This window comes from Sphingomonas sp. S2-65, from assembly GCF_021513175.1.
Taxonomy (GTDB): Bacteria; Pseudomonadota; Alphaproteobacteria; order Sphingomonadales; family Sphingomonadaceae; genus Sphingomonas.
This window is the reverse complement of the sequence record NZ_CP090953.1, coordinates 3,716,673-3,741,090: the sequence shown is the minus strand read 5'-3', so window position 1 is coordinate 3,741,090 and position 24,418 is coordinate 3,716,673. Positions and strand designations below refer to the sequence as shown.

25 protein-coding genes and 2 tRNA genes are annotated in these 24,418 nt (G+C 65.0%); 7 read left to right on the top strand and 20 right to left on the bottom strand.

The annotated features are described in order from the left end of the window. Positions 1 to 251: 251 nt before the first annotated feature. The 5 genes from LZ586_RS17780 to aroA all read right to left on the bottom strand — a co-directional run bounded on the left by LZ586_RS17780 (position 252) and on the right by aroA (position 5,875). Positions 252 to 1,259: a LacI family DNA-binding transcriptional regulator gene (locus LZ586_RS17780; protein ID WP_235077623.1), complete on the bottom strand. Its 1,008-nt coding sequence runs from the start codon at positions 1,257 to 1,259 to the stop codon at positions 252 to 254. A gap of 222 nt (positions 1,260 to 1,481) precedes the next feature. Next, positions 1,482 to 1,763: an integration host factor subunit beta gene (ihfB, locus tag LZ586_RS17775; RefSeq protein ID WP_184086611.1), complete on the bottom strand. Its 282-nt coding sequence runs from the start codon at positions 1,761 to 1,763 to the stop codon at positions 1,482 to 1,484. A gap of 153 nt (positions 1,764 to 1,916) precedes the next feature. Further along, a complete protein-coding gene (rpsA, locus tag LZ586_RS17770) occupies positions 1,917 to 3,629 on the bottom strand; it encodes a 30S ribosomal protein S1 (RefSeq protein WP_235077622.1) in 1,713 nt (570 codons plus the stop codon). A 276-nt stretch (positions 3,630 to 3,905) separates the two neighbouring features. Then, entirely contained in the window at positions 3,906 to 4,535 is a 630-nt protein-coding gene (locus LZ586_RS17765) for a (d)CMP kinase (RefSeq protein WP_235079850.1), read from the bottom strand. 5 nt (positions 4,536 to 4,540) lie between these two features. Beyond that, a complete protein-coding gene (gene aroA / locus LZ586_RS17760; protein WP_235077621.1) occupies positions 4,541 to 5,875 on the bottom strand; it encodes a 3-phosphoshikimate 1-carboxyvinyltransferase in 1,335 nt (444 codons plus the stop codon). Positions 5,876 to 5,976: 101 nt separating this feature from the next. On the opposite strand from aroA, the gene LZ586_RS17755 reads away from it, so the two are divergent. From LZ586_RS17755 to LZ586_RS17745, 3 genes are all read left to right on the top strand, one after another. Then, on the top strand, positions 5,977 to 6,300 hold the full coding sequence (locus LZ586_RS17755; protein WP_235077620.1) for a TIGR02300 family protein: 324 nt from the start codon (positions 5,977 to 5,979) through the stop codon (positions 6,298 to 6,300). 84 nt (positions 6,301 to 6,384) lie between these two features. Then, positions 6,385 to 6,460 (top strand) — tRNA-Ala (locus LZ586_RS17750). 504 nt (positions 6,461 to 6,964) lie between these two features. After that, positions 6,965 to 7,050 (top strand) — tRNA-Leu (locus LZ586_RS17745). A gap of 14 nt (positions 7,051 to 7,064) precedes the next feature. Here LZ586_RS17745 and LZ586_RS17740 read toward each other — a convergent pair. Next, the gene (locus LZ586_RS17740; RefSeq protein ID WP_184086612.1) at positions 7,065 to 7,298 is read right to left on the bottom strand and encodes a hypothetical protein; all 234 of its coding nucleotides are present in this window, start codon (positions 7,296 to 7,298) and stop codon (positions 7,065 to 7,067) included. A 158-nt stretch (positions 7,299 to 7,456) separates the two neighbouring features. Between LZ586_RS17740 and LZ586_RS17735 the strand changes: the two genes are divergently transcribed. Together LZ586_RS17735 and LZ586_RS17730 are read left to right on the top strand one after the other, a co-directional pair. Next, the gene (locus tag LZ586_RS17735) at positions 7,457 to 8,941 is read left to right on the top strand and encodes an ABC transporter substrate-binding protein (RefSeq protein ID WP_235077619.1); all 1,485 of its coding nucleotides are present in this window, start codon (positions 7,457 to 7,459) and stop codon (positions 8,939 to 8,941) included. Between the two features lie 22 nt (positions 8,942 to 8,963). After that, on the top strand, positions 8,964 to 9,368 hold the full coding sequence (locus LZ586_RS17730; RefSeq protein WP_235079849.1) for a DUF4112 domain-containing protein: 405 nt from the start codon (positions 8,964 to 8,966) through the stop codon (positions 9,366 to 9,368). Here LZ586_RS17730 and nadC read toward each other — a convergent pair. The 13 genes from nadC to leuC form a co-directional block, all read right to left on the bottom strand. Then, positions 9,355 to 10,200, bottom strand: a complete 846-nt coding sequence (gene nadC, locus LZ586_RS17725; RefSeq protein ID WP_235077618.1) for a carboxylating nicotinate-nucleotide diphosphorylase — start codon at positions 10,198 to 10,200, stop codon at positions 9,355 to 9,357. The genes LZ586_RS17730 and nadC overlap by 14 nt on opposite strands. 31 nt (positions 10,201 to 10,231) lie before the next feature. Continuing rightward, on the bottom strand, positions 10,232 to 12,106 hold the full coding sequence (locus LZ586_RS17720) for an APC family permease (protein ID WP_235077617.1): 1,875 nt from the start codon (positions 12,104 to 12,106) through the stop codon (positions 10,232 to 10,234). A 107-nt stretch (positions 12,107 to 12,213) separates the two neighbouring features. Beyond that, on the bottom strand, positions 12,214 to 13,218 hold the full coding sequence (gene nadA, locus LZ586_RS17715) for a quinolinate synthase NadA (RefSeq protein WP_235079848.1): 1,005 nt from the start codon (positions 13,216 to 13,218) through the stop codon (positions 12,214 to 12,216). A gap of 72 nt (positions 13,219 to 13,290) precedes the next feature. Further along, a complete protein-coding gene (locus tag LZ586_RS17710; RefSeq protein ID WP_235077616.1) occupies positions 13,291 to 13,998 on the bottom strand; it encodes a DUF4230 domain-containing protein in 708 nt (235 codons plus the stop codon). Then, positions 13,980 to 14,837 (bottom strand): MBL fold metallo-hydrolase, encoded by an 858-nt coding sequence (locus LZ586_RS17705; RefSeq protein WP_235077615.1) that lies wholly within the window; start codon positions 14,835 to 14,837, stop codon positions 13,980 to 13,982. Before LZ586_RS17705 ends, LZ586_RS17710 begins: the two co-directional genes overlap by 19 nt. 141 nt (positions 14,838 to 14,978) lie before the next feature. Beyond that, on the bottom strand, positions 14,979 to 16,592 hold the full coding sequence (locus LZ586_RS17700) for a M56 family metallopeptidase (protein ID WP_235077614.1): 1,614 nt from the start codon (positions 16,590 to 16,592) through the stop codon (positions 14,979 to 14,981). Beyond that, entirely contained in the window at positions 16,589 to 16,957 is a 369-nt protein-coding gene (locus LZ586_RS17695; RefSeq protein WP_235077613.1) for a BlaI/MecI/CopY family transcriptional regulator, read from the bottom strand. Before LZ586_RS17695 ends, LZ586_RS17700 begins: the two co-directional genes overlap by 4 nt. Before the next feature lie 453 nt (positions 16,958 to 17,410). Next, positions 17,411 to 17,743 carry a Grx4 family monothiol glutaredoxin gene (grxD, locus tag LZ586_RS17690; RefSeq protein WP_235077612.1) on the bottom strand — a complete coding sequence of 111 codons (333 nt, stop codon included), beginning with the start codon at positions 17,741 to 17,743 and terminating at the stop codon, positions 17,411 to 17,413. 6 nt (positions 17,744 to 17,749) lie between these two features. Then, positions 17,750 to 17,989 carry a BolA/IbaG family iron-sulfur metabolism protein gene (locus tag LZ586_RS17685; RefSeq protein WP_235077611.1) on the bottom strand — a complete coding sequence of 80 codons (240 nt, stop codon included), beginning with the start codon at positions 17,987 to 17,989 and terminating at the stop codon, positions 17,750 to 17,752. A 1-nt stretch (position 17,990) separates the two neighbouring features. After that, entirely contained in the window at positions 17,991 to 18,314 is a 324-nt protein-coding gene (locus LZ586_RS17680; RefSeq protein WP_235077610.1) for a DUF1476 domain-containing protein, read from the bottom strand. Between the two features lie 63 nt (positions 18,315 to 18,377). Then, positions 18,378 to 19,412, bottom strand: a complete 1,035-nt coding sequence (locus LZ586_RS17675; protein ID WP_235077609.1) for an NADPH:quinone oxidoreductase family protein — start codon at positions 19,410 to 19,412, stop codon at positions 18,378 to 18,380. Then, positions 19,375 to 20,004 (bottom strand): 3-isopropylmalate dehydratase small subunit, encoded by a 630-nt coding sequence (leuD, locus tag LZ586_RS17670; protein WP_235077608.1) that lies wholly within the window; start codon positions 20,002 to 20,004, stop codon positions 19,375 to 19,377. The genes LZ586_RS17675 and leuD overlap by 38 nt, the downstream gene beginning before the upstream one ends. 174 nt (positions 20,005 to 20,178) lie before the next feature. Beyond that, positions 20,179 to 21,621: a 3-isopropylmalate dehydratase large subunit gene (gene leuC, locus LZ586_RS17665; RefSeq protein WP_235077607.1), complete on the bottom strand. Its 1,443-nt coding sequence runs from the start codon at positions 21,619 to 21,621 to the stop codon at positions 20,179 to 20,181. A 153-nt stretch (positions 21,622 to 21,774) separates the two neighbouring features. On the opposite strand from leuC, the gene LZ586_RS17660 reads away from it, so the two are divergent. After that, on the top strand, positions 21,775 to 21,915 hold the full coding sequence (locus LZ586_RS17660; RefSeq protein ID WP_235077606.1) for a hypothetical protein: 141 nt from the start codon (positions 21,775 to 21,777) through the stop codon (positions 21,913 to 21,915). A gap of 320 nt (positions 21,916 to 22,235) precedes the next feature. On the opposite strand, the gene LZ586_RS17655 is transcribed toward LZ586_RS17660, so the two are convergent. Further along, a complete protein-coding gene (locus LZ586_RS17655) occupies positions 22,236 to 22,853 on the bottom strand; it encodes a TetR/AcrR family transcriptional regulator (protein WP_235077605.1) in 618 nt (205 codons plus the stop codon). Positions 22,854 to 22,915: 62 nt separating this feature from the next. Here LZ586_RS17655 and LZ586_RS17650 point away from each other — a divergent pair, with 62 nt between their 5' ends. Beyond that, entirely contained in the window at positions 22,916 to 24,115 is a 1,200-nt protein-coding gene (locus tag LZ586_RS17650; protein WP_235077604.1) for a 4-hydroxybenzoate 3-monooxygenase, read from the top strand. Positions 24,116 to 24,418 lie beyond the last annotated feature (303 nt).

The following is a 24,418-nucleotide window of genomic DNA, read 5'->3' as shown; positions in this document are numbered from 1 at the left end:
CGCTGTCAGGAGCGGTTACGGAAAGATTGCCCCTGTTGGCAACGCCAGCCGCCGAACCCGTTCGGTCCGGCGGCTGCTGCGGAGACATCCTCCCTGCCTCTTGTCCATATGTTTGGACTTGGCGAGACGCTAGGCTCCCGCCTGGTGGCGGTCAATCACACGTGTTCACGAACCCGCTCCATCCTGTGCTTTGCGTCAGGTTGTGACGGAAATGCTACAGTAGCAACGGGTTAGCGCACGCTCCGTCCGATTTATATTATCCGACGACCGGTACTGGCCCGCACCATCAGCTGGTGCTCCAACACCAGTTGAGGTTCGGCGGCGTTCTCCCCCAGCATGAGGTCTGCGGCGGCCCAAGCCAGCTCGCGAACCGGCTGACGCAGTGTGGTCAGCGGCGGCCAGACTGCTTTGGCCAGATCACTATCGTCGAAGCCGGCGATGGAGAGCTGGTCCGGCACCGCTATGTCGAGTTCATGCGCGACGGCAAGGGCACCGGCTGCCATGTCGTCGTTGCCGGCGAAGATAGCCGTCGGCCGCCGGTTGCGGGCGAGCAGACGGCGGGCAGCTTCGCCTCCCGAGGTAAAGCTGTAGTCGCCCGCGACGACGAGCGCAGGATCGAAGGCGATGCCGCCGGATTCCAGCTCGGCACGATAACCCTCAAGGCGATCCTTCGACGAGACATGGCTTTCGGGACCGGGGATGAAGGCGATCGCGCGGTGACCCAATCCGATCAGATGACGAGTGACTTCACGCGCCGCCGCTATGTCGTCCATGGTGGTGGCCATTCCCGCGCCTTTGCGGATGCCTGGAGCGATTCGGACATAAGGCAGCCCCCGAGCATCAAGCGCGTCGAGAAGCGCAGCCACTTCGGTCACCGGCGGCGACAAGATAAGCCCGTCCAGATGCGCCTCGTCGATCAGGGCCATGACGTTCGGCACCAGATCGGCCGACTGACTGTCGATCGGCTGGAGAAGCAGGCGATATCCAAGCTCGGTGCAACGCTGCTGGGCCCCGGCCTGGATGTGATAGACATAATAAGGACTAGGATTGTCGTAGAGCAGCGCCACCTGGAAGGAGCGCCGGCCCGCTAGCATTCGCGCCGCCTGACTGGGGCGGAAATTGAGCCTGGCGACGACCTCCTCCACTCGGCGGCGCGTCTCTTCGCTGACATGCTTCTCGTTGTTGAGAACCCGCGACACGGTCTTGAACGAGACCCCCGCGATCTTCGATACTTCCTTGATCGTCGGACGTCCGGACATGCCTCTCCCCCGCAAGGCTTGCTGCCCGCTGTTACCGGCATATTGGAGGGGAAGGGCTACGCGCAACCCCAAGGGTTCTACAGCCACAGGCTTAGAACACGCGCGAGATCGGCCGCTTTCCGGCTTTACGCGAGCGTCGTCTTGTCAAAGCGCGTCGAGCCAACGCGACACTCGCACCATCCTGAGAGATTCAGACCTGCCAGGACATGGCAGCGGCGCCGGCTACGAGACGTTCAGGCGGACTCGCATTTCCTTGCCGGGCTTGAAGTACGGAACACGCTTGGCATCGACATCCACGGACTCACCGGTGCGTGGGTTTCTGCCCGTTCGGGCATCGCGTGCGCGGGTGGAGAAAGCGCCGAAGCCACGAAGCTCGACCCGACCATCCTCGCTCAAGCGGCGAACGATCTCATCGAAAAACACCGTCACGACCTTCTCGACTTCACGGACCGAAAGGCCCGGATTTTCTTCGACAAGCATCCGGACCAGTTCCGATCGGATCATCCGCATTTCTCCCATGGTGCGCGGCAAGTAGCCAGCCAACGCACGCCCTATCCTTAGCCCCGGGCCGCGCTGATCATCAACCCGAACATGTACGAATCAATGAATATTCTGGAGTAAAAAGGGGAGCGGCCATGGCCACTCCCCTTGATCGGCTTACGCCTTTTCGTTGCGGGCCTTGAGGGCCTCGCCGAGAATATCGCCCAGCGATGCGCCCGAATCGGACGAACCGTACTGCTGAACGGCCTGCTTCTCTTCGGCGATCTGCATCGCCTTGACCGAGAAGGTCGGCTTCTTCGAACGATCGAAGCCGGTGACCATGGCATCGAACTTCTGCGCGACCTGGAAACGCTCCGGACGCTGCTCGTCGCGGTCGCGGCCCAGATCGGTGCGCTTGATGAAGCCGGTGGCGCCATCATCACCGACCTGAACTTCCAGACCCGCATCGCGGACTTCCAGAACGGTCACGGTCACGACCTGGTTCTTGTTGAGGCGGTCACCCGCACCGGCTGCCGTTGCTGCCGACGGACCGCCGCGCTCCAGCTGCTTCATGCCAAGGCTGATGCGCTCCTTGTCGGGCTCGATCGCTAGAACGACGGCCTGAACGGTCTCGCCCTTGCGGTGCAGGTTGAGCGCGTCTTCACCCGAAATGCCCCAAGCGATGTCGGACATGTGGACCATGCCGTCGACGTCGTTGTCCAGGCCGATGAACAGGCCGAACTCGGTGGCGTTCTTGACTTCGCCCTCGACCGTCGAACCGACCGGATGAGCTGCCGCGAAGGCATCCCACGGATTGGCCTGAGCCTGCTTGAGGCCGAGCGAAATGCGGCGCTTTTCCTGATCGACCTCGAGGATGACCACGTCCACTTCCTGTGAAGTCGAGACGATCTTGCCCGGATGGACGTTCTTCTTGGTCCAGGACATTTCCGAAACGTGGACCAGGCCTTCGATGCCGGCTTCCAGTTCGACGAACGCACCATATTCGGTGATGTTGGTGACGCGACCGGAGACGCGTGCGCCCACCGGGTACTTGGCGCCGGCGCCTTCCCACGGATCGCTCTCGAGCTGCTTCATGCCGAGCGAGATGCGCTGCGTGTCGCGGTTGATGCGGATGATCTGCACCTTCACCGTCTGGCCGATCTCGAGCACTTCGCTCGGGTGGTTGACGCGCTTGTAGCTCAGATCGGTGACGTGGAGCAGGCCGTCGATGCCACCCAGGTCAACGAACGCGCCGTAATCGGTGATGTTCTTGACGACGCCGTCGATCACCTGGCCCTCGGCCAGCGACTGGATCAGGCCCGAACGCTGCTCGGCGCGGGTTTCTTCCAGAACCGCGCGACGCGAAACGACGATGTTGCCGCGCTTGCGGTCCATCTTGAGGATCTGGAAAGGCTGCGGGATGTCCATCAGCGGGGTCACGTCGCGCACCGGACGGATATCAACCTGCGAACCCGGCAGGAACGCCACGGCGCCAGACAGATCGACAGTGAAGCCACCCTTTACGCGGCCGAAGATCACGCCTTCGACGCGGGCGGTGCTGGCGAATTCGGTTTCGAGCTTGTCCCAGGCGGCTTCGCGGCGGGCGCGGTCGCGGCTGAGCATCGCTTCGCCGTTCGCGTTCTCGACGCGGTCGACGTAAACTTCGACTTCGTCGCCGACCTTGAGCTCTGCCTTCTGGCCCGGCGCAGCGAATTCACGCAGCGGCACGCGGCCTTCGGACTTGAGGCCGACGTCGATGACGGCCAGATCGTTTTCGATGCCGGTGACCGTACCGATCACGACGCGGCCTTCAAAGCCGTCCGCCGCGCCGAAGGTCTCGTCCAGCATTGCCGCGAAATCGTCGCGGGTCGGGTTTGGCGCAGTAGCCATTGAATAGAGTTCCTGTCTTACGTTTTTCCGGCCGGCCGGTTGTATCCGGCGGTCTTGGAGGCCAGAATTGCCACGGCGGCCTCATGCCGGTCGCGGCATCCACCGGGCGCTTGCAAGCAGAGGAACAGACGCGGTTCTAATGCGAAAACGGCGCGTGAGAGTCACCTCTCCGCGCCTTCCTCCGCGAGCATGTACTCGCTGGACGCGCTGCCTTTATGCCAATCCCGTGCTTTTCGCAAGGAGAAGCAGGCGCCGCTTGCCCGCTCTCGCCGCCGCTCAGGTGGAAGCGCTGCGCCGCGACTCGACCAACTCGATCGCCTTTTGAACGGCAGCGTCGATGGAAAGGAAGCTCGTGTCGAGGAGGGCGGCATCGGCAGCGGCGACCATCGGCGCGTCGCTGCGCCTGGAGTCGCGTTCGTCGCGGGCGCGGATGTCGGCCAATACCTTGTCCAGGCTTGGATCCTGCCCTGCCCTGCGCAGCTCCAAGTGGCGGCGCTGGGCGCGGATGGTGGGCGTGGCTTTCACGAACAGCTTCGCATCCGCATCCGGCGCGATTACCGTGCCGATGTCGCGCCCGTCGAGAACCGCGCCGCCCGGCTGTTGCGCGAACGCCTTTTGCCGCTGCAGCAAGGCGGCACGGACCAGCGGATTCGCCGATACGACCGAGGCGACCTTACCGACATCGTCGGTGCGTAGCCATGGATCGGCGAGCAACGAATCCTCGAACCCGCAGGATAGCACCGCGTCGGCTTCCACGGCGGGATCCAGTTGTGCGCGGAGCACTGTTGCCGCCACCGCCCGGTAAAGCAGGCCGGTGTCCAGGTGCGGCAACCCGTAATGGCGGGCCAGCGCGCGTGCGATGGTCCCCTTGCCCGAAGCAGCGGGTCCATCGACGGCGATGATCATGCCGGTCATTCCGCGCCTCCGGTGAGCGCATCCAGCGTTTGGAAGAAATCCGGGTAGCTAGTCGCGACCGGGCTCACATCGTCTATCGCGATCGGCTTGGCCGCGGCGAGACCGGCCACCGTCATGCTCATCGCGATGCGGTGATCGAGCAACGACGCGACCGCGCCGCCGCCGGGCAATGGCGCACCGCCCGATCCCTCGATCGCCAAGCCGTCTTCGAACTCCTCGGTCGCTACGCCTATCGCTTGCAGCGCCACGCGCATGGCGGCGATCCGGTCAGACTCCTTGACGCGCAGTTCGTGCGCGCCGCGGGCCACAGTCCGCCCCTGCGCCATGGCGGCCGCCACGAAGAGGATGGGATATTCGTCGATCATGCTGGGCGCGAGATCGGCCGGCACTTCGATCGCGCTCAATGCGGCATGCCGAACCCGCAGGTCGGCAACCGGCTCACCGCCGACTTCGCGCGCATCGACTTGCACGATGTCCGCGCCCATCAGCTTGAGCGCCGTGATCAGCCCGGTCCGGGTCGGATTCATGCAGACGTTGCGGATCACGATGTTCGATCCCGGTACGATCGATGCCGCGACCATCCAGAAGCCTGCTGAGGAGGGGTCGCCCGGCACCTCGATCGTCTGCGGTTTCAACTCCGCCTCTCCGGTGATCGAGATGATCTTGCCGTCGGGGCTATCCTCAACCGTCACTTCCGCACCGAAGCCGCGCAGCATGCGCTCGCTGTGATCGCGGGTAGGCACTGGCTCGATGACCCGAGTGATCCCCTGCGTGTTGAGCCCGGCCAGCAGCACCGCGGACTTCACCTGCGCCGATGCGACCGGCAACGTATAGGTGATCGGCACTGCCGGGCACATCCCGCGCACCATCAGCGGCAGACGCCCGCCCGGGCTCGCCTGGATGTCGGCGCCCATGTGCGAGAGCGGCTCGATAACCCGGCCCATCGGCCGCGCGGACAGCGATGCGTCGCCGGTGAAGGTCGCGGTGATCGCGTGGCTCGACACCAGTCCCATCAGCAGCCGCGTGGAGGTGCCGGAGTTGCCCATGTCCAGTGCCTGGGCCGGCTGGAGCAGTCCGCCGACGCCAACGCCCTGCACGCGCCAAATACCGTCTTCGCCGCGCTCTATACGCGCGCCCATCGCCCGCATCGCGGCGGCGGTCGCGAGGACGTCCTCGCCTTCCAGCAACCCGCTGATCCGGCTTTCGCCGACCGCAAGCGCCGAAAACATCAGCGCCCGGTGGCTGATCGATTTGTCGCCGGGAACGGTAAGCGCCCCGCGCAAGGGGCCGCGGGAGGAGACGGACAGGGGTCGAGGAGCGGCATGCGACATCGCGGCGGCTTTGACAGCCGCCTTGCGCCATGGCAAGGCGCCCACCACTTTTGGGGCTCGACTCCCCAGATCACGAAAATTCGAAAGGCAAGAGGCAACACATGGTGAAGCCGGAATGGGGCACCAAGCGCGCGTGCCCGAAGTGCGGAACGCGGTTCTACGATCTGCAGAAGGACGAGCCCGTCACCTGCATCAACTGCTCGTTCGCGTGGGAGCCTGAGCCCATCCTGAAGTCGAAGCAGCCGCTGCCCTTCGAAGTGGTGAAGACGGATGCCGCGAAGAACAAGGCGGAGGATTCCGACCTTGGCGACGAGGATCTGGACATCGGCGCCGATGACGAAGAGCCCTCGGCCGACGACGACGTCGATCTGGGCGGCGACGACGATCTGGGCGTCGAGACCGTCAAGGACGAAGACGAGCAGTAAAAATACCGGCAAGGGCACAAAATTCAAAAAGTGCCCTTGCCAACCCGGCAGGCCCCTTCTAGAGGGGCCGCCTTCCCGGGGTGTGGGGCCGTAGCTCAGCTGGGAGAGCGCTGCAATGGCATTGCAGAGGTCAGGGGTTCGATCCCCCTCGGCTCCACCATACCTTCCCGAAAACGGCGGCCTCTACAGTGGCAGAGGCTCAAGTACCGTTCATTTCACATCAGCGGACGGATGCTGTGACGTGGGAAGCTGCGGCTAGCGGCCACGCTCATGCAGGGGGTCCACGCATTCAGCTTTATTCGCGTAGCGTAGGCAGCGGTGCCATGCACCGTGCAAATCCAGCTGCCAGCTTACCACGCTAACGCCGCCGATCTCTCGTCCACGCAGCGGAATGCGCATCGTGCCGTGCTCGGGCGCAGGCGAAGTTATTGGCGACGCCGTCCTGCGCAGGCACCCTTAGACCGAGCAAGAGCCTCCCCGATCAATCCGCCGGCGTTGTCGGTTCGTGGATGCGAACGCACCCGCCCCAACGCGGCGAGCCGGCCTAAGCCGATCACCCCTGCGCGCGCACATACGAAAAAGCCCGGCAAGGACGTCCTTGCCGGGCTTTCCCTATTCAACTGGCTTGACGACAGCCCCGTCATCCGCTTGTCCGTACGCGCGTGCGGACGTGGCGGAATGGTAGACGCCGGGGACTTAAAATCCCCTGCCCTTCGGGGCGTGCGGGTTCGAGTCCCGCCGTCCGTACCAGCCGAGCCTACAGCTTAGTTGCTGTCGGGCTCGTCGTCGTTCTCGGTCGCGACCACGACGACACCGGCCACAACGGCGGCAACGCCCAGGACGGCGATGATCGGAGCGCCTGCAACCAGGTCTTCCGACTCTTCCGAAGAGGTCGAGCTGCGAAGCGACAGCTTCGAAGCGTTGCCGGCAGCGACGGCAGGCGCCGCAGCAAGCGTCAGGGCTGCAACAGCTGCAGCAGTCTTAGCAATCATACGCATGGAGTAACTCCCTAGGGCTTAAGCCAAGGCGCACAACCCATCTTTGGAGTAACAGTTCCGCCAACTTTGGTGCGCCGCAGTAATTATCGGCGGAATCGCTAGCATCCGTCAACCTAACTCAGGGCTTGGCATGGCAGGGGGAGCATCTTAGACGCCGAGTGGTTCATCCCGGAGCGCAGATCATCCGCACCTTGCAGACCCTGATGCTGCTGCTGACGCTGACGCTGGCAAGTTGCGGCACTCCGGCACGGCGGCAGGGAAACACACCCTTGGTCGCGAGTGCGATCGGTGGCGCGGCGGTGCCAGGTGATCCAAGCGCCGGGCGGTTGGACTTCGCACAGCGGGTTGTGGTGGGGGCGACCGGCCAGGGGCTCGTCCGCTTCGACGCAGGCGGGGGTATTCAGCCGGGTTTGGCCGAGCGTTGGATCGTGATCGACGATGGCCGCAGCTACATCTTTCGGTTGCGCGAAGCCCACTGGTCCGACGGGACGCCGGTGACCGCAGCGGAAGTAGTGCGCGCGATCCGCAGGGCGGCTGCGGTGTCGAGCCGCAATGCCCTTGCACCCTATCTAGCGGTCATCGACCAGATCGTGGCGATGACTCCGCAGGTGATCGAAGTGCGGCTGAAGCGACCGCGCCCCGACTTGCTGAAATTATTCGCCCAACCCGAGCTCGCGGTGCTGCGTACTCCTGGGCTCGACGGAAGCGGGCCATTCCGTGCGCGGCCGGCAGGCGGCGGAGTAACGCTGCGCGCCGCCTCCGACAGCGTCAACAGTGCGGAGGACACCGAACGGTCGCCAGGCGAGACCCTGCGACTGTACGGCGAACGTGCCGGGGTCGCTATCGCGCGTTTCAGGGCCGGACAGTCCGACCTGATCCTGGGAGGGAGCTTCGTCGACTGGCCGATCGCCGCCAGCTCAGGCATCAATCCGGCCAATCTCCATGCAGATCCTGCACAGGGCCTGTTCGGATTTGCCGTGATCCGGCGCGAAGGTTTCCTCGTGGACGCAGCCAATCGGGCAGCCCTGTCGATGGCGATCGACCGGGCGGCTCTTGTCCAATCCGTCATGCCAGACTGGGCCCCCGTCGAAACCCTGCTCCCCATGCAACTGGATTCAGCGCTGCCGCCGGCGCTGCCGACCTGGACGATCATGACGCTGGACGCTCGCCGGCAGGAGGCACGCGCACGGGTACGCACGTGGCAGCAGGCGCATCCCGGCGGCGTAACCATTCGGGTCGCTCTGCCCTCCGGGCCCGGGGCTACGCTGGTCTGGGGACATTTGGCGAGCGCGATGCTGCGGATCGGAGTCACGCCGCTGCGGGTAGCTGCCGACGATCCCGCTGACCTGCGGCTGATCGACGAAGTCGCGCCCTATGACAGCGGGCGTTGGTATGTGAACACCGCGTGCATCGCTTGCTCGCCCGAGGCTGCAGCATTGATCCTGGCGGGACGTGAAGCCCCCGACCTTACCACGCGCGCGCGGCGTATCGCCGACGCCGATGCCGCGCTTACGGCGGATGCCGCATTCATCCCGATCGCTCAGCCGCTGCGCTGGTCCGCCGTCGCGCTGCGGCTGACCGCCTGGCAGCGGAACACCCGCGCATGGCACCCGTTGACTCATCTGCGTAACGAACAGGAGTAGCAGGGTGACGAAGACGACGCGGATGGGCACCGGAGGCATCGGACGTGTGCCGGTCGGGAAAGATCCGGCCGCGGTCCGCGCGCGGGTCGAAGCTATGGAAAAAATCCTCGAGCGCGGCTTCACCATCCCGGGCACCAGGCAGACCTTCGGCTTGGACGTGATGCTGGACCTGATCCCGGGCATCGGCACCACCGTTGCCGCCGGCATGGGGCTCTACATGGCGTGGGAAGCGCGCAATCTGGGGATGTCCAAGGCTGCGATCGCACGGATGGCCGGCAATGTCGGAGTCGACTGGGCGTTGGGCTTGATCCCCTGGGTGGGGGCGATCCCGGACTTCTTCTTCCGGTCCAACACGCGCAACCTGAAGATCATCAAGCGGCACCTGGACAAGCATCACCCCTCGACGGTGACGATCACGCCGCGCTGAAATCCAGCCCGATATCGGCGGCGGGCGCTGACTGAGTGAGCCGGCCAACGCTGACATAGGTGACGCCGCTTTCCGCGATAGCGCGGATGGTATCGAGGCGAACGCCGCCAGAGGCTTCGGTCGGCACGCGCCCGGCAACTTCGGCAACGGCTTCGCGCAATGTCTCAGGCGGCATGTTGTCGAGCAGCAGGTGCGTTGCGCCCGCCTCGAGCGCCGGCGCGATCTGATCCAGCCGGTCCACCTCGACGATGATGGAAGCGATTCCGGCAGCAACGGCACGGCGTGCAGCCTCCCCCACCGACCCGGCGACCGCGACGTGGTTGTCCTTGATCATCGCAGCGTCCCACAGCCCCATGCGGTGGTTCTGTGCCCCGCCCATCCGCGTGGCGTATTTCTCCACCACCCGCAGCCCGGGCAGCGTCTTGCGCGTATCGAGCAGCGTGGCGCCGCTGCCCTCGATCGTGTCGGCATAACGGCGCGTCAGCGTGGCGATGCCTGAAAGATGCTGAACGGTGTTGAGCGCCGATCGCTCGGCTGCGAGCATCGCCCGGGCCCGTCCACGCAGACGCAACAGCTCCGTCCCCGCCGCAACCCGAACGCCATCCTCTACCAACCGTTCGATCCATACTTCGGGATCGAGCGCGCGGAAGAACGCTTCGGCGATCGGAAGCCCGGCCACGGTGATCGCATCGCGGCTGTCCATCACGCCGGTGAACACCGCATCCTCGGGGATCACCGCAGCGGAAGTGATGTCCCCGACTTCGCCGAGATCCTCGGCAAGAGTCGATTGGACGAAAGCGGCGAGGTCGAAGCGGTCGAGCTGGAAAGTCATGGGGACGCTCCTAGACCAAGCTGCGGCCGGTTCAACCTCGCCAGGGGGCGGTGACGATCATCAGACGTGGGCCAGCATGCTCCATAAGCGCGGCACGCAGCCGATCCGCGCGTCGGCTGTGCAGGATGTGCGCCCACCAGCGCCGATGCACGCGCTCGGGTATCAGGATCGCCACCGACCGTCCCGGCGTCGCCTCGTCGATCTTCGCCACGAGGTCGAGCAACGGCCCATCGATTTCACGATAAGGAGCCGGCACCAGCATCAGACGGGGTGGGGTCATGCCCGCGGCAGTGAGCGGCGCCGCAACCTCGGCCTCATACCGCTCGCGGATCCCGCGCAAATCTTCCTCCTGCTCCGGCCCCTTCAGCCGCAACAGGTGCACCGCCACCACGTCCGGCGACAGCGTCATCGCGAAGCGAAGGGCCCGGTCTGTCATCCGGTTACGGTCCTCGTACGCGACGAGCACGGTCGGCGCGTCGATCTCGTCGACGCTGAACGGACCGGCCGCTTCCAGCTGCCGATCGGCATGCTGGTAGTAGCGGTGCACTCCGACCAGGGCAGCAATGGTGAGCGGCACCGCAAGGGCGACGATCCAGGCACCATCGGCAAACTTGGCCAGCAGGATGATGACCAGCGCCACTGCAGTGGTCACGGTGCCCAGCGCGTTGATCAGCATGCGCCCGCGCTGGCCGCCTTCGCGCAGCCAATGGACGACCATTCCGGCCTGGCTGAGCGTGAAGGTGAGGAATGCGCCGATGGCGAACAGCGGGATCAGCCGATCGGTGATGCCGTCGAACAGGATCAGCAGCCCTGCACCCGTGGCGGTCAGGAACAGAACGCCGACCGAGAACACCAGCCGGCGATCCGACACGGCGAAGCTGCGCGGCAGATAGCCGTCCAGTGCGACGAGCCGGCATACGCGCGGGAAAGCGACGAAACTGGTGTTCGCCGACAGGCAGAGCACCGCCAGCAGGCTGATCATCGCGGCATAATAAAGCACGCCACGGCCGACGATCGCGCCGACGAGCTGCGACAAGACGCTCTGATATCCGGCTGCGGTTTGATCCATCGCGCCCAGACGGTAGCCGTGCGCAACCACGGCGATGCCGATCAAGAGCAGCCCGAGCGACAGGCAGATCACCGTCAGCGTCGCGCGTGCCTGGCGCACCACGGGCTCCTTGAACGCGTCGACGCCGTTGGCGACCGCCTCCACGCCCGTCATCGCCGTGCAGCCCGCGGCAAAGGCGCGCAGCAACAGCCAAAGGCTGGCCGCTTCGGTTGCGCGGCCAAGCTCGGGCGGCGCCACCACAGGCTGTGGATTGCCGCCCGTGGCCAGGATCTGGAACAGGCCATAGCCGATGATGCCGGCGAACGATGCGAGGAAGAGATAGGTCGGGAGAGCGAACAGCCAGCCTGCCTCGCGCGTGCCGCGCAGATTGGCGATCGCGACAAGCGCCAGAATGCCGAGACACAGCCAAAGGGCATAAGGGTGGAGCGACGGAACCGACGAGGTAAGCGCACCCACCCCCGCCGAAATGCCGACCGCGACGTTGAGGATATAGTCGATCATCAGCGCCGAGGCGGCGAGCAGCGCACCGGGTTCGCCTAAATTTTCCTTGGCCACCGTGTATGCGCCGCCATTGGTCGGATAAGCGAGCAGCGTCTGGCGGTATGAAAGGTAGAGGATCAGCAGCAGCGCGATGATCGGCGCGATTACCCAGCCGATATAAGCAAGGCTCGCCGCACCGAGCGGGATCAGGATCGTGAGCGCCGCCTCGGGGCCATAAGAGGACGAGCCGAGCCCATCGAGGCCCATCGCCGGTACGCCGGCCACCCAGCCGATCTTGCGCTGCTCATGCTCGCGATTGGCGAGGCGGCGGCCGAACAGGAGGTCGATCAGCTTCATCGCCAGCCGTAACGGGCTTCGCGCAGCTTTGCTCCGCGCCCGCCAACAAACGGAAGAAAAAGAAGATTTAGCTCACCAGCCTCCCCGACCGACCCTTCCGCCGGGTATCAGTCGCCGGTCACGCGCACCGGCCCAAGATCGCCGTGGCCGACGCTGGAGCTCGCCATCTCGAGCATACGATCGAGGCTCTTCTTGGCCTTCAGCCGCATGTCTTCCTCGATCTCGATGCGCGGATTGAGGTCGCGGAGCGCCAGGTACAGCTTCTCCATGTCGTTGAGCGCCATGTACGGGCAGATGTTGCAGTTGCAGTTGCCGTCAGCACCCGGCGCACCAATGAAGGTCTTCCCCGGCAATGCCTTTTCCATCTGGTGGATGATATGCGGCTCGGTGGCGACGATCAGCGTGTCGCCCGGGAAGCTTTGCGCGAACTCCAGGATGCCGCGGGTCGACCCCACATAATCGGCATGGTCCAGGATGTGCGGCGGACATTCGGGATGCGCGGCGATCGGCGCGCCGGGATGCTGCGCCTTCAGCTTGAGCAGTTCGGTCTCGCTGAACGCCTCGTGGACGATGCACACGCCGGGCCACAACAGCATCTCGCGCTCGGTGACGCGGGTCAGATAGCCGCCAAGGTTGCGGTCGGGGCCGAAGATGATCTTCTGCTCCGGCGGGATCTGCGCGAGTATGCGCTCGGCCGAGGAACTCGTGACGATGATATCGCTCAGCGCTTTCACTTCCACCGAGCAGTTGATGTAGGTCAGCGCGATGTGATCGGGATGCTGCGCGCGGAAGGCCGCGAACTGGTCGGGAGGGCAGCTGTCCTCGAGGCTGCACCCGGCGTTCATGTCGGGCAGCACGACGATCTTGTCGGGCGACAGGATCTTGGCGGTTTCAGCCATGAAGCGCACACCGCAAAACGCGATCACCTCCGCATCGGTTTCCGCCGCCTTGCGGCTGAGGTCCAGGCTATCGCCGACGAAATCGGCCAGGTCCTGCAACTCCGGCTTCTGGTAATAATGCGCCAGGATGACGGCGTTACGCTCCTTGCGCAGCCGCTCGATTTCCGCGCGCAGGTCCAGTCCTGCCATCCCCTGCCCCAGCCGTGCGTCCATGTTCTTGTTCAACCCCGTGGTGTTCCCGCGCGACATGGCCCCAGCGGGCGCGGCGATCAAGTCTCGCGCGGATTACCAGCGGTTCCCGAACACATCGGCGGCGCTGCGCGACGCGTCCCAGACCTCACGGCTGCTGCCCGGCCGCTCGTCAGGGAAATATACCCGCACGCTTGCGTCGATCCCAGCCGCCTTGAGCGGCATGAGGAAGCTGCGCTCGACAGCCCGTCGCGTGGCGTCCTTGGCCAGCTTCATCGGCGTCGCCTCGCGCGCCTGACGGACCAGTTCGGCCTGCCCTGCCTTGCGGTTGGCGGCATCCAGCCGATCCTCGATATCGGTGAAGCGCATCAACATGCCCCCACCATCATATTCGCGCATCGCGTTCAGGTCGACTTCCGGCCCGACGATCTCCACGGGCGGCAGCGTGACGGTGAGCTGCCCGGTATTCGCGTCCCAGCTGACATTCTTCTGCTGGAGCTTCGCCATGTCGATTTCGTAGCGGACCATGCCAGGCATGATCAGCGTCTTCTGCGCGCTCATGCCAAGCCGGCTCTGCTTGGAGGTCACCACTGCGACGTAGCGCGCGGCAAAGGTCGACAGACGGTTCTGCTCGCGCAATCCTTGAAGACTGGCCTGGGCGACCGTCACCGGATCGGGTCCGGTGAATTGCTGCTTCACGCTCTGGCCCAGGAACCAGAAGCCGGCGCCGACCGTGAGTACCAGCGCGAGCAGCAGCGCGACGAACTTCGCACAGCCCCAATTCCTTACGCGGCGATCTTCCATTGGCCGGCCTCCTCTTGGACCAGGCCGCGCCCCTGCAAATCGACAAGATGCGCGAGCACCGATCGCGCCGCTGCACCGGTCAGCCGGGGGTCCAGGCCGACATACATCCGCGCTACCATTGCCCCCACGTCGCGCGTGTCGTCCCGCAACAGCCGCAGGATTTGCCCTTCGCGCTGCTTGCGGTGGCCGAGCAGCCCGCGCACGAACCGCTGCGGGTTCTCGATCGCCTCGCCGTGCCCGGGAAAATAGATGCGCTCGTCGCGCCCCATCAGCTTTTCCAGGCTCGCCATATACGCGCCCATGTCGCCGTCGGGCGGGCTCACCACGGTTGTCGACCAGCCCATGACGTGGTCGCCGCTGAACAGCGCCTGTGCCTCGGGCAGCGCGAACGCAAGATGGTTCGAGGTGTGGCCGGGCGTCGCAACCGCAACCAGGGTCCATCCGGGACCGGCCACGCCCTCCCCATCTTTGAGCACCCGGTCGGGCGCATAACCGATGTCGAAGGCAGCGTCGGCGCGCGGCCCCGCATCCTCCATGGTCAACGGCGCGCAGCCTATCACCGGTGCGCCCGTCGCTGCCCTGAGGACCCCAGCAGCCGGGCTGTGGTCGCGATGCGTGTGCGTGCAGAGGATCGCGACGACCGGGCGCCCGGCGACCGCATCCAGTATGGCCTGCACATGGACAGGATCATCGGGGCCGGGATCGATGATGGCGAGCCCCGATGTTCCGACCAGATAGGTTTGGGTGCCCGTATGGGTGTAAGGCGACGGGTTCGGAGCCAGGATCCGGGTGACGAGCGGATCTACCGCCATCGCAACGCCCGTTGGTACCTCATTCATGCAATCGATGTGGCGGCGAGCGCCGGCGAACGCAAGGCCGACATCATCGCCTCGGCGGAGCTACAGGCTGCTCGGAAGAGCTGTGAGGGGCTGACGGACAGAGCGAGGTCCAGGTCGTCCTGGACCCCATACTTCATCGCATCAGTCGTTTTCCGCCAGATCCTTGGCGATCTCGGACATTGCTTCGTCCAGCTCCTTCAGCGCTTCCGCACGCTCCGCATCTCCGAGCGCGCGATCCGCTTGGATGGCGCGGCGAGCGGAGCCGATGCCCATGCGGGCACCTTCCAAACCGGCCTGCTTGCCTTGCATGGCCATGCGGGTCGCGTGTTCCGTCATCGCCTCGATCCGGTCGGCGCAGATGATCATGACCTTCTTGCCCCGCTCTTCGCGATGAAGAACGGTTTCTCCCGACTTCTCCGCCGTGCCGCACTTGCCGTTTCGAACCTCGGGAACGTTCACGCGGATCGTGCTCAGGTCCGGCATCACCGTCACCTGCTCGGTACCGTCGGAGTATCTGGTGATCACCTTTTCGACCTGCTTGCCGTTCTTGTTGACGCGGACGCGATAGACCTGATGATGCCCTGCACCGGCGGCAGCTTCGGGCGCCGCGGGGGGAGCCGGCGGCTGCGGGGCTTCGGGCGCCCGCGGCGCGGCTGGCGATGATGGCGCGGCGGGCGCTGCCGGCGGCGCAGGCATGTCCTGACTGAGCGAAATGCCGGTGACCGACTCCACCCTGACCTTGATCCGCTCGGCCGCCTGGGTGCCGGATGCGGTGACGCCAAGCGCGGCCAAGGAAACTATCGTCAGGGCGCCCAGTCCAGTGGCGACGCGGCTGGCGGAATTCGTGTGCGTCTTCGAAAGCATGCGCAACCTTCCTTTGACTTCGTTGATCGTGTGCAAGTGGCAAGCCGCCGAGACCGCGCCGCCGTGGGCGGACTTGACGATAGCGCGGCCATAGGCATGGCGCAGTGCCTGGGCGCGCCCGGCGAGCACCAAGGCGTCGCAAGCCATTTCCTGGTCGGCGCGGAAGGCGCGAAACGCCCTCCAGGCCACCGGATTGAACCAGTGAAGGGCGAGCACGACCAGCGCGATCCAGTTGGCGAGCAGGTCGCCGCGGGCATGATGGCCAAGCTCATGGGCGAGCGCGAGATCGCGCTCCTGCTCGTCATAGCGTTCGGCGAAGTCGCGTGGAAACGCGACATATTTGCGAAACACCCCGAAGGCGAGCGGCCCGTGCGCGGCATCGGTTTCGATCACCCGGACGCGGCCCTGCGCCACGGTCCGGTCAACGCGGGCGCGGTTCAGCAGCGTGCGGCAGAAGCGGCCATGCGCGATCAGATGATAGACCAGGAACGCGAGTGCACCGATCGCCCAGAGGCCGAGCAGCAGGACGGCAAGGCTCGGCCCTCCTGAGACAATGGTGGGCGGAACCAGCGCCAGGCTGGCATGATGGTTGCCGATCTGCACGGTCGCCTGCGTCACCGTCTCCGCCACTTCGACCGGAAGCGCCGCCGGGTTGAGCAATCCCACTGCCACTCCGGGGGCCTCCACGACCTGCTGCGTCAGCGGAGAAAAGAGCCTGGTCAGCTGCCAATCGCCAGGCAGTGGCGGCAACATCAGCCGGGCGACGGGCAGCATCCACAGCGCATAGGCCATATAGGGGCCGAAATGACGCCGGACCGGGCCGCGCAGGCCTAGCACCAGCAGCATCAACAAGGTCGTGGCGACAAACGTCTCAAGCGCCCATGCGATCATGACTTCAGCTCCTTCAAGAGGGCCTCGATCTCGGCAATGTCCTGGTCGGTGATCTGGTCGCGCTCGGCGAGGTGCGCGACGAGCGGGGTCAGCTTGCCACCGAACAACCGGTCCATCAGTCGCCGCGACTCGCCTGCGACATAGTCTCCCCGCGCTACCAGCGGCCGATAGCGATATCGGCGGCCGTCCTCCTCATGCGCGATGATATTCTTGGCGAGCAGCCGTCCGAGCAGCGTCTTGACCGTGTTGGCGCTCCAGCTGCGGGTCTCGGGCACGCGCTCCGCCACTTCCTGGGCAGTCAGGGGCGCTTCCTCCCACAGGACCTCCATCACGGCATGTTCGGCTTCGCTGATACGCTCGGTCATGAGTCCCTCTTCCGACTACGCATGTAATCAGCCATGACTACACGCGTAGTCAAGAGGTTTTTACAGACCCGCAGCTTCGACGAACCGTCGGATTAGCTTACAGTTTGGAGATCGCGCAGAACGCCGTTAACCATCGCCCGCCGCAGAAATGCGTGGGTGGGCAAAGTTGGCATGAGGAGTGCAGAGTAAGAGGCACCCGAGCGTTCATCGCTTCATTAGGGTGGGTCGACCAGCTCTCCGGTCTCGCGTCGGCCCACCCGCCCCGGGTGCCCTCACAACCAGCAGAGTTCGCGGGAACCGCGCGTAGCGCCTGGATTCGTTCGCATAGTAAGTCGCCCCGGACCCGGTTCACGGCCCAGCTGTCGCAAGCGTCGCAGCGGGCTAGTTCCCGCCTACGGCTTCACAACACCGGGCCGCGCCGATGGCCGGGGCGACGAAATTCTGGAAAGAGCTTCAGGCCTGTGCCGCCAGCCCGTTCTCGGTCAGCAGCTGCGCGAGTTCGCCGCTTTCGTACATCTCCATCATGATGTCCGAACCACCGACGAATTCGCCCTTCACATAGAGCTGCGGGATGGTCGGCCAGTCGGAGAACGCCTTGATGCCCTGACGAATGCCCTGATCCTGCAGCACATCGACGCTCTCGAAGGCGACGCCGAGATGGTTGAGGATCGCCACCGCACGGCTGGAGAAGCCGCATTGCGGGAATAGCGGGCTGCCCTTCATGAACAGCAGCACGTCGTTCTGCTCTACCAGGCCCTGAAGCCGGCCCTGCACGTCATCGGTCATTTGCATTCACTCCTCGACAGGCGCTTCGGTGGTCAGCTGGAGCGCGTGGAGCACGCCGCCCATGCGCCCGCCGAGCGCAGCATAAACCGCCTGGTGCTGGCGCACGCGCGGCATCCCCTTGAACATGGGGGCGACAACCCGCGCTGCATAGTGGTCGCCATCCCCGGCCAGATCGGTGATCTCGACCCGCGCGCCGGGTATGCCCGCCACGATCAGCGCCTCGATCTCGGCCGCGGCCATGCCCATCTTACTGCGCTTCCATCAGCTGGCGCCGCGCTTCGATGGTCTGCTCGGCAAGGGCGGCACGGATCGCGCCGTCATCGACTTCGACGCCCGCAGCGGTCAGATCGCCCAGCAGCTTGCGGATGACGTCCTCGTCACCGGCTTCCTCGAACTCGGCGTGCACCACGGCCTTGGCATAGGCCTCGGTCTCCTCCGGGGTCAGCTTCATCTTGGAGGCGGCCCACTGCCCCAGCAGCCGGTTGCGCCGGGCGATGACACGAAAGGCCATTTCCTCGTCACGCGCGAACTTCGCCTCGAACGCCCGCTCGCGATCGTCGAAAGTGGTCATGTGCTTTTTCCAACCCTTTAATGCCGTTTCGCCGGAGATAGGGGGGGCAGGAAGGCAAGGCAACTAGCGTTGCTCCGTGCCGGCCGAGCCAGGACCGGATTGCTCGACCGTTATCACCAGCTTCCCGACCGCCTCCCGGTTCGCCATCTTCGCGATCGCGACTCCCGCATCTTCCAGCGCGAAAGTCGCGGTAACGCGCGGCGATATCCGCCCTTCGCTCCAAAGGCTAAACAACCGCTCGACATGCTCGGCGTTCGCCTGCGGGTCGCGCGCGGCGAACGCTCCCCAAAACACGCCGCACACGTCGCAGCTTTTCAGCAGTGTCAGGTTCAGCGGCAGCTTGGGGATGCCGGCCGGAAAGCCGACCACCAGGTAGCGCCCTTCCCAGCCGATCGCGCGCAGTGCCGGCTCGGCATAGTCCCCGCCTACCGGATCGAAGATCACGTCTGCACCGGCCGGTCCGACGGCGTCCTTGAAGGCTTCGCTCAGCGCCTTGGACTGCGCCTTGTCGAACGGTGCGCGAGGATAGATGAGGACCCGGTCGGCGCCTGCGTCGCGCGCAGCCTGCGCCTTCTCCTCCGACGAGACTGCCGCCACCACGGTGGCACCGAACGCCTTGCCCAGTTCGATCGCGGCCAGGCCCACGCCGCCGGCGGCTCCGAGCACCAGCAAGGTCTGCCCCGTGCGCAACTGCCCCCGGTCGAGCAGCGCGTGGATGGCGGTGGCATAAGTGAGCAGCAACGCCGCCCCTTCCTCGAAGTTGCGCTCGTCGGGCAGGCGAAACAGCTGATCCGCGCCGATCGCGACCTTTGTGGCCAAGCCGCCATGGCCGATGACGGCGATCACGCGGTCGCCCACCGACCAGCCGGTGACGCTCTCGTTGACGGCCTCGATCACCCCGGCGATCTCGCCGCCGGGGGCGAAGGGGCGGGTTGGCTTGAACTGGTATTTGTCCGCGATGATCAGGACGTCGGGATAGTTGATCGCGCAGGCGCGGACCGAGACCAGTACCTGGCCCTTGCCCGGCACCGGATCCGGCACATCGGCCAGGGTTAGAGTTTCAGGTCCGCCCGGCGCCCGTGACAGTAATGCTCGCATCCCCGCCTCCTACCGCGATCCAGGGCCGTTCGTCGGCGACGCCGGCCTCGAATTTCGAAATCGCGGTATCTTGTGCCAGCGTCAGGCCGATCTCGTCCAGCCCTTCCAGCAGACATTGGCGGCGGAACGGATCCAGGCTGAAGGCGAAGCGGTCCTGATAGGGAGTGGTGACCGTCATCGTCTCGAGGTCGACGGTGATCGCGTCGGTTCTCGCCACTTCGACCAGGCGATCCACCGCTTCCTGCGGCAAAACCACCGCGACAATGCCGTTCTTGAACGCGTTTCCGGAGAAAATGTCCGAAAAGCTCGGCGCGATCACTGCCTTGACGCCCATGTCGGCGAGCGCCCAGGCGGCATGTTCGCGGCTCGACCCGCACCCGAAATTGTCGCCGGCGACGAGCACCGGCGCGCCGGCATAGCGGGGATCGTCGAACACGTTGCCCGGCTGCGCGCGCACCGTCTCGAACGCGCCCCTGCCCAGCCCTTCGCGCGTAGTGGTCTTGAGCCAATGCGCGGGGATGATGATGTCGGTGTCGATGTTCTTGGCGCCCCACGGATAGGCGCGCCCCTCGACCTGGCGGACGGGCTCCATGTCAGGCTCCTTGAGACGCCGCAGCGCGAAGCCCGGCGGAAATCAGCGTGTGGTGGGCGTGTCCGAGGACACGGGTGCCCGCTTGCCCTGCGCCGAAGCATAGGCGGCGGCACAGCCGCTCAGGACGGTGCCGATGATGAGTGCGTAGAGCGCCCGCTTCATGTGTAAAACCCCTCACGCGTCCGCCGCCATCAAGTCCCTGACGTCGGTCAAGCGCCCGGTCACCGCCGCCGCCGCGGCCATTGCCGGCGAGACGAGGTGTGTCCGCGCGCCCGGACCCTGCCGCCCTACGAAATTGCGGTTCGAAGTGGAAGCGCAACGTTCGCCGGCCGGCACCTTGTCCGGGTTCATCGCCAGGCACATCGAGCAGCCGGGCTCGCGCCACTCGAAACCGGCCTCGACGAAGATGCGATCCAGCCCCTCGGCCTCGGCCTGGCGCTTCACCAGCCCGGAACCCGGCACGATCAGCGCCTGGCGCACGCGGTCGGCGACATGGTGGCCCTTCACCACCGACGCGGCGGCGCGCAGATCCTCGATCCGGCTGTTGGTGCAACTGCCGATGAAGACATGCTCGATGCCGATGTCCTGCATCCGGGTGCCCGCGGTGAGGCCCATATAGTCGAGCGACTTCTGCGCCGCGACGCGCTTGGACGGATCGGCGAAGCTTTCGGGATCGGGCACCGCGCCAGTGATCGGCACCACATCCTCGGGGCTAGTGCCCCAGGTGAGCGACGGCGCGATGTCGCTGGCGTGGAGCCGCACGGTGGCGTCGTAGCGCGCGCCGGGATCGCTCGGCAGCGTGCGCCAATAGGCCAGCGCCTTGTCCCAAGCCTCACCCTTGGGCGCGAGCGGCCGGCCCTTGAGATAGTCGAAGGTCGTCTCATCCGGCGCGATCAGCCCCGAACGGGCCCCACCCTCAATCGACATGTTGGACACGGTCAGTCGCCCCTCGACCGACATCGCGCGGATCACTTCGCCGGTGAATTCGATGACATAGCCGGTGCCGCCGGCCGCGCCGATCCTGCCGATTATCGCAAGCACCACATCCTTGGGGCTGACGCCGTACCCCAGCGTCCCGTCGACGCGGATCTCCAGGGTCCTGGACGGGCTGAGCAGCAGCGTCTGAGTCGCCATGACATGCTCGACCTCGGACGTGCCGATGCCGAACGCCAGCGCGCCGAGCGCGCCGTGCGCCGAGGTGTGGCTGTCGCCGCAGACCAGCGTGGTGCCTGGCAGCGTGAAGCCTTGTTCGGGACCGACGACATGCACGATCCCCTGCCGCGCATCGAGCGCGTCGATATACGGCACGCCGAATTCGGCGACGTTGGCGCGCAACGCGGAAAGCTGATCCGCGCTGGCAGGGTCGGCGATCGGCAGCGGCTGTCCGTTCGCGTCGACCCGGGCGGTCGTCGGCAGATTATGGTCGGGGACCGCCAGCGTGAGATCGGGACGGCGCAGCCGGCGCCCGGCCGCACGCAGCCCGGCGAAAGCCTGCGGACTGGTGACTTCGTGGACGAGGTGTCGGTCGATATACAGCAGGCAGGTGCCGTCATCCCGGCGTTCGACGACATGGTCGGCCCAGATCTTCTCGTACAAGGTGCGCGGTTGCGTGGACATGCGCCGCGCTTTAATACAAACGTTCGCAGGGGCAACCCATCACGCAATTATCAGAGGGCTGCTCGTTGGGCATTTTGCCTTGTGGGCCGCGAGGAAAGTTGCGGACTAATAGCGGCCATTGCCGGGCGCGCAACGCTCGGGCAGGTTGCTGGCGTGACCGACGCCCGGGCCTTCCCGATCAGCAGCCTCCGCCATGTCATCGACGGCGGCGACGTGACAAACGAAGAGCTGGACGCCGGCATCGCCGACCCGGCGCGGCTGCGAGGCGCTGAGCGGAAAGCATGGCTTGCCTGAGCTACTGGGCCGATGACGACGACATCCGGGCGAAGGACCCAGCCTATGCGCCATCACGCAGGCGGCAGCTTTCTAAGCTGCTAGACGATTTGGCACATGAGAAGGACAGGTAACGCCCAAACCCGAACGTTCAGGTAGGCAATCTGTGTTCCCGAAAGCAGCCATTCGTTTAGCGCAATCATTCCCGTTTCTTCATCTTCGAAGTGCAATTTCGGGAAAGAGCAATCGGGAACAGATCCTGGGAAACGGATGCCCCGGACGCCTGTAGGCGCGATCGGCAGGGCGACTTTCCCACTACGGGTTCGTTTGTGGGATTGCGGCTAGGAGAGATCAAAGCGCGCGATCAGCAATTCGGCGAGGAAGTCAGCCTGTCGGAGAAGGTGGTCCCTCGCTCGCCGCTCGTCAGTCGCTCGTTCAGTGAAACTGGTGATGAGGATGGCGATCGTCTCAACCGTGAAGTCAAGCGCGTCGGGGACGCGCGCGCCCAGAGCGTCGGTAAGGAAGCCATTGAACAGGGCGGTCCCACGCGCCAGCAGCGCCTTGAACTCGGGCGTGTCATGCAATTCTACGGAAGCGGCGCGCATTCCGCGCCGCAGCTCCGCCTCTGCCGCTTCGACCAGCATCAACTCCCGCACAAATGCTCGCAGTCGGTCCGCAGGACTCGCGTCTCCGCTCGTTAGGATGGGTTCCAAGCGCGCAAGCTGCTCGTCCCATGTACGTTGGACGATGTGGAAGAGCAGCGCCTCCTTGTTCGGGAAGTACTGATAGAAGGATGCGACGTTCACTCCGGCGCGCTCGGCGACCTTGTTGGAGGTGAAATCCGCCAGGCCACCACGGCTCAGAATGTAAGTAGCCGCCTCTACGATCGCCGCCACTGTGGCGATCGAGCGGGACTGCCGCGGTTGTTTTTTCGAGGCGATATTGGGTTTGCGCGGCATGCACCCGGCTCCCGATCCGTATGTGATTAGCGAATGCAAGCCATAGCTTATATATTCGCAGCATGGAAATCACACAGGAAACCGCCATGCCGATCACCCAAGAAACGCCCGTCGTTATCATCGGCGCAGGGGCGGCCGGGCTAACGCTCGCGATCTTCCTGCATACCGCAAACGTGCCGTGTGTCGTCCTTGAGCGACGTGATCGCGCCTATATTGAGGTCCGGCAGCGTGCCGGCGTAGTGGACGCTCGTGGGGTCAGGATGTTCGAACGGTGGGGTCTTGCCGATCGCCTCCTCGCTGGTCCCGTTGCGCAGACGATCGACTACCGCATTAACGGAGTTGGCCGCGTTTTTGAGATTGCGGGCGACGACGGCAGCGAAGGCCGCTTCTGCACCCAGCAGATGCTGGTCAACAATCTGCTACGCGAATTAATCGACGTGCGAGGCGGCAACGTCCAATTTGACGTGACCGACGTGACGATTACCAACGAGGAGGGCCAGCGACCGAACGTCCGCTATGTACAGGATAAGCAGGAGCACGTCGTCGATTGTAGCCACATCGCCGGTTGCGACGCCGATCGGGGCGTCAGCCGGGCTTCCATTCCCGCAGGCGTCCTCACCACCATCAGCCATGAGTTCGGATATGCGTGGCTGGCAGCGCTGGTGGAAGCTCCCGTCGTCGAGCATCCGATAATGGCCGCCAGCGATCACGGCTTCGTTGCACAGCTTCCACGCGGGCCGCAGCGAAGCCGCTATTATCTCCAGTGCGAGCTGAGTGACGGACCAGAGGACTGGTCCGACGAGCGAATTTGGGATCAAATCCGCTTGCGCCTGCAGGACGACACGATTGAGAATGCGGCCGCCCTTGATCGGGAGGTGGTGCCGCTCCGCTCCGTGGTTCATGCGCCGATGCAGTTCCAGAACCTCTATCTGGCGGGCGACGCCGCCCATCTCGTGCCACCCACGGGGGCCAAAGGCATGAACATGGCACTCTACGATGTCGACGTGTTGGCGCAGGCACTGGTGAGCGCTGTGCGCGATCAGGACGGTTCGGCGCTTGCCGACTACTCCGCTACGGTTCTGCCCCGCGTCTGGAAATATCAGGAGTTCAGTGCCTGGATGACCGACACCATGCACGATGGTGGCAATGCTACGCAGCACGGGGTCTTTCGTCAGATGATAGCCCGTGCCCGGCTAGACGATCTGTTTAGTTCGCCCCTAGCTGCGCGGCTTCATAGCGACTTCCAGCGCGGAATGGCATAGCAATACGGAACCCTTCGCCACTCCTCCTGATGCTAGGCTTGTTCCCAAAATAGCATCCTCTTTGGGAAAGGGGACGCCGCCCTGAACGGCGGTTATCGCCGTCCGCCTTCTCAAAGGCCACCCGTCCGCAATCCACCCACTTCAAGACGAACCAATTTACTGGCAAAATAGGATTTGCCCTGCTGTTGTTCTTTTTATGTTCGTTCAGCCACATCCGCTACGGGCCGCTCGGGCACTCAACAGGCCGCAACTTCCTCAACATCAACGTCGCCGGAAAACCCCGAAGGGCCGCAGAAATCCTGT

Coding starts and splice junctions, on each gene's coding strand:
- LZ586_RS17780 (WP_235077623.1), bottom strand. CDS start 1,259: ATGTCCGGACGTCCGACGATCAAGGAAGTATCGAAGATCGCGGGGGTC.
- ihfB (WP_184086611.1), bottom strand. CDS start 1,763: ATGATCCGATCGGAACTGGTCCGGATGCTTGTCGAAGAAAATCCGGGC.
- rpsA (WP_235077622.1), bottom strand. CDS start 3,629: ATGGCTACTGCGCCAAACCCGACCCGCGACGATTTCGCGGCAATGCTG.
- LZ586_RS17765 (WP_235079850.1), bottom strand. CDS start 4,535: ATGATCATCGCCGTCGATGGACCCGCTGCTTCGGGCAAGGGGACCATC.
- aroA (WP_235077621.1), bottom strand. CDS start 5,875: ATGTCGCATGCCGCTCCTCGACCCCTGTCCGTCTCCTCCCGCGGCCCC.
- LZ586_RS17755 (WP_235077620.1), top strand. CDS start 5,977: ATGGTGAAGCCGGAATGGGGCACCAAGCGCGCGTGCCCGAAGTGCGGA.
- LZ586_RS17740 (WP_184086612.1), bottom strand. CDS start 7,298: ATGCGTATGATTGCTAAGACTGCTGCAGCTGTTGCAGCCCTGACGCTT.
- LZ586_RS17730 (WP_235079849.1), top strand. CDS start 8,964: ATGGGCACCGGAGGCATCGGACGTGTGCCGGTCGGGAAAGATCCGGCC.
- nadC (WP_235077618.1), bottom strand. CDS start 10,200: ATGACTTTCCAGCTCGACCGCTTCGACCTCGCCGCTTTCGTCCAATCG.
- LZ586_RS17720 (WP_235077617.1), bottom strand. CDS start 12,106: ATGAAGCTGATCGACCTCCTGTTCGGCCGCCGCCTCGCCAATCGCGAG.
- nadA (WP_235079848.1), bottom strand. CDS start 13,218: ATGGACGCACGGCTGGGGCAGGGGATGGCAGGACTGGACCTGCGCGCG.
- LZ586_RS17710 (WP_235077616.1), bottom strand. CDS start 13,998: ATGGAAGATCGCCGCGTAAGGAATTGGGGCTGTGCGAAGTTCGTCGCG.
- LZ586_RS17705 (WP_235077615.1), bottom strand. CDS start 14,837: ATGAATGAGGTACCAACGGGCGTTGCGATGGCGGTAGATCCGCTCGTC.
- LZ586_RS17700 (WP_235077614.1), bottom strand. CDS start 16,592: ATGATCGCATGGGCGCTTGAGACGTTTGTCGCCACGACCTTGTTGATG.
- LZ586_RS17695 (WP_235077613.1), bottom strand. CDS start 16,957: ATGACCGAGCGTATCAGCGAAGCCGAACATGCCGTGATGGAGGTCCTG.
- grxD (WP_235077612.1), bottom strand. CDS start 17,743: ATGACCGATGACGTGCAGGGCCGGCTTCAGGGCCTGGTAGAGCAGAAC.
- LZ586_RS17685 (WP_235077611.1), bottom strand. CDS start 17,989: ATGGGCATGGCCGCGGCCGAGATCGAGGCGCTGATCGTGGCGGGCATA.
- LZ586_RS17680 (WP_235077610.1), bottom strand. CDS start 18,314: ATGACCACTTTCGACGATCGCGAGCGGGCGTTCGAGGCGAAGTTCGCG.
- LZ586_RS17675 (WP_235077609.1), bottom strand. CDS start 19,412: ATGCGAGCATTACTGTCACGGGCGCCGGGCGGACCTGAAACTCTAACC.
- leuD (WP_235077608.1), bottom strand. CDS start 20,004: ATGGAGCCCGTCCGCCAGGTCGAGGGGCGCGCCTATCCGTGGGGCGCC.
- leuC (WP_235077607.1), bottom strand. CDS start 21,621: ATGTCCACGCAACCGCGCACCTTGTACGAGAAGATCTGGGCCGACCAT.
- LZ586_RS17655 (WP_235077605.1), bottom strand. CDS start 22,853: ATGCCGCGCAAACCCAATATCGCCTCGAAAAAACAACCGCGGCAGTCC.
- LZ586_RS17650 (WP_235077604.1), top strand. CDS start 22,916: ATGGAAATCACACAGGAAACCGCCATGCCGATCACCCAAGAAACGCCC.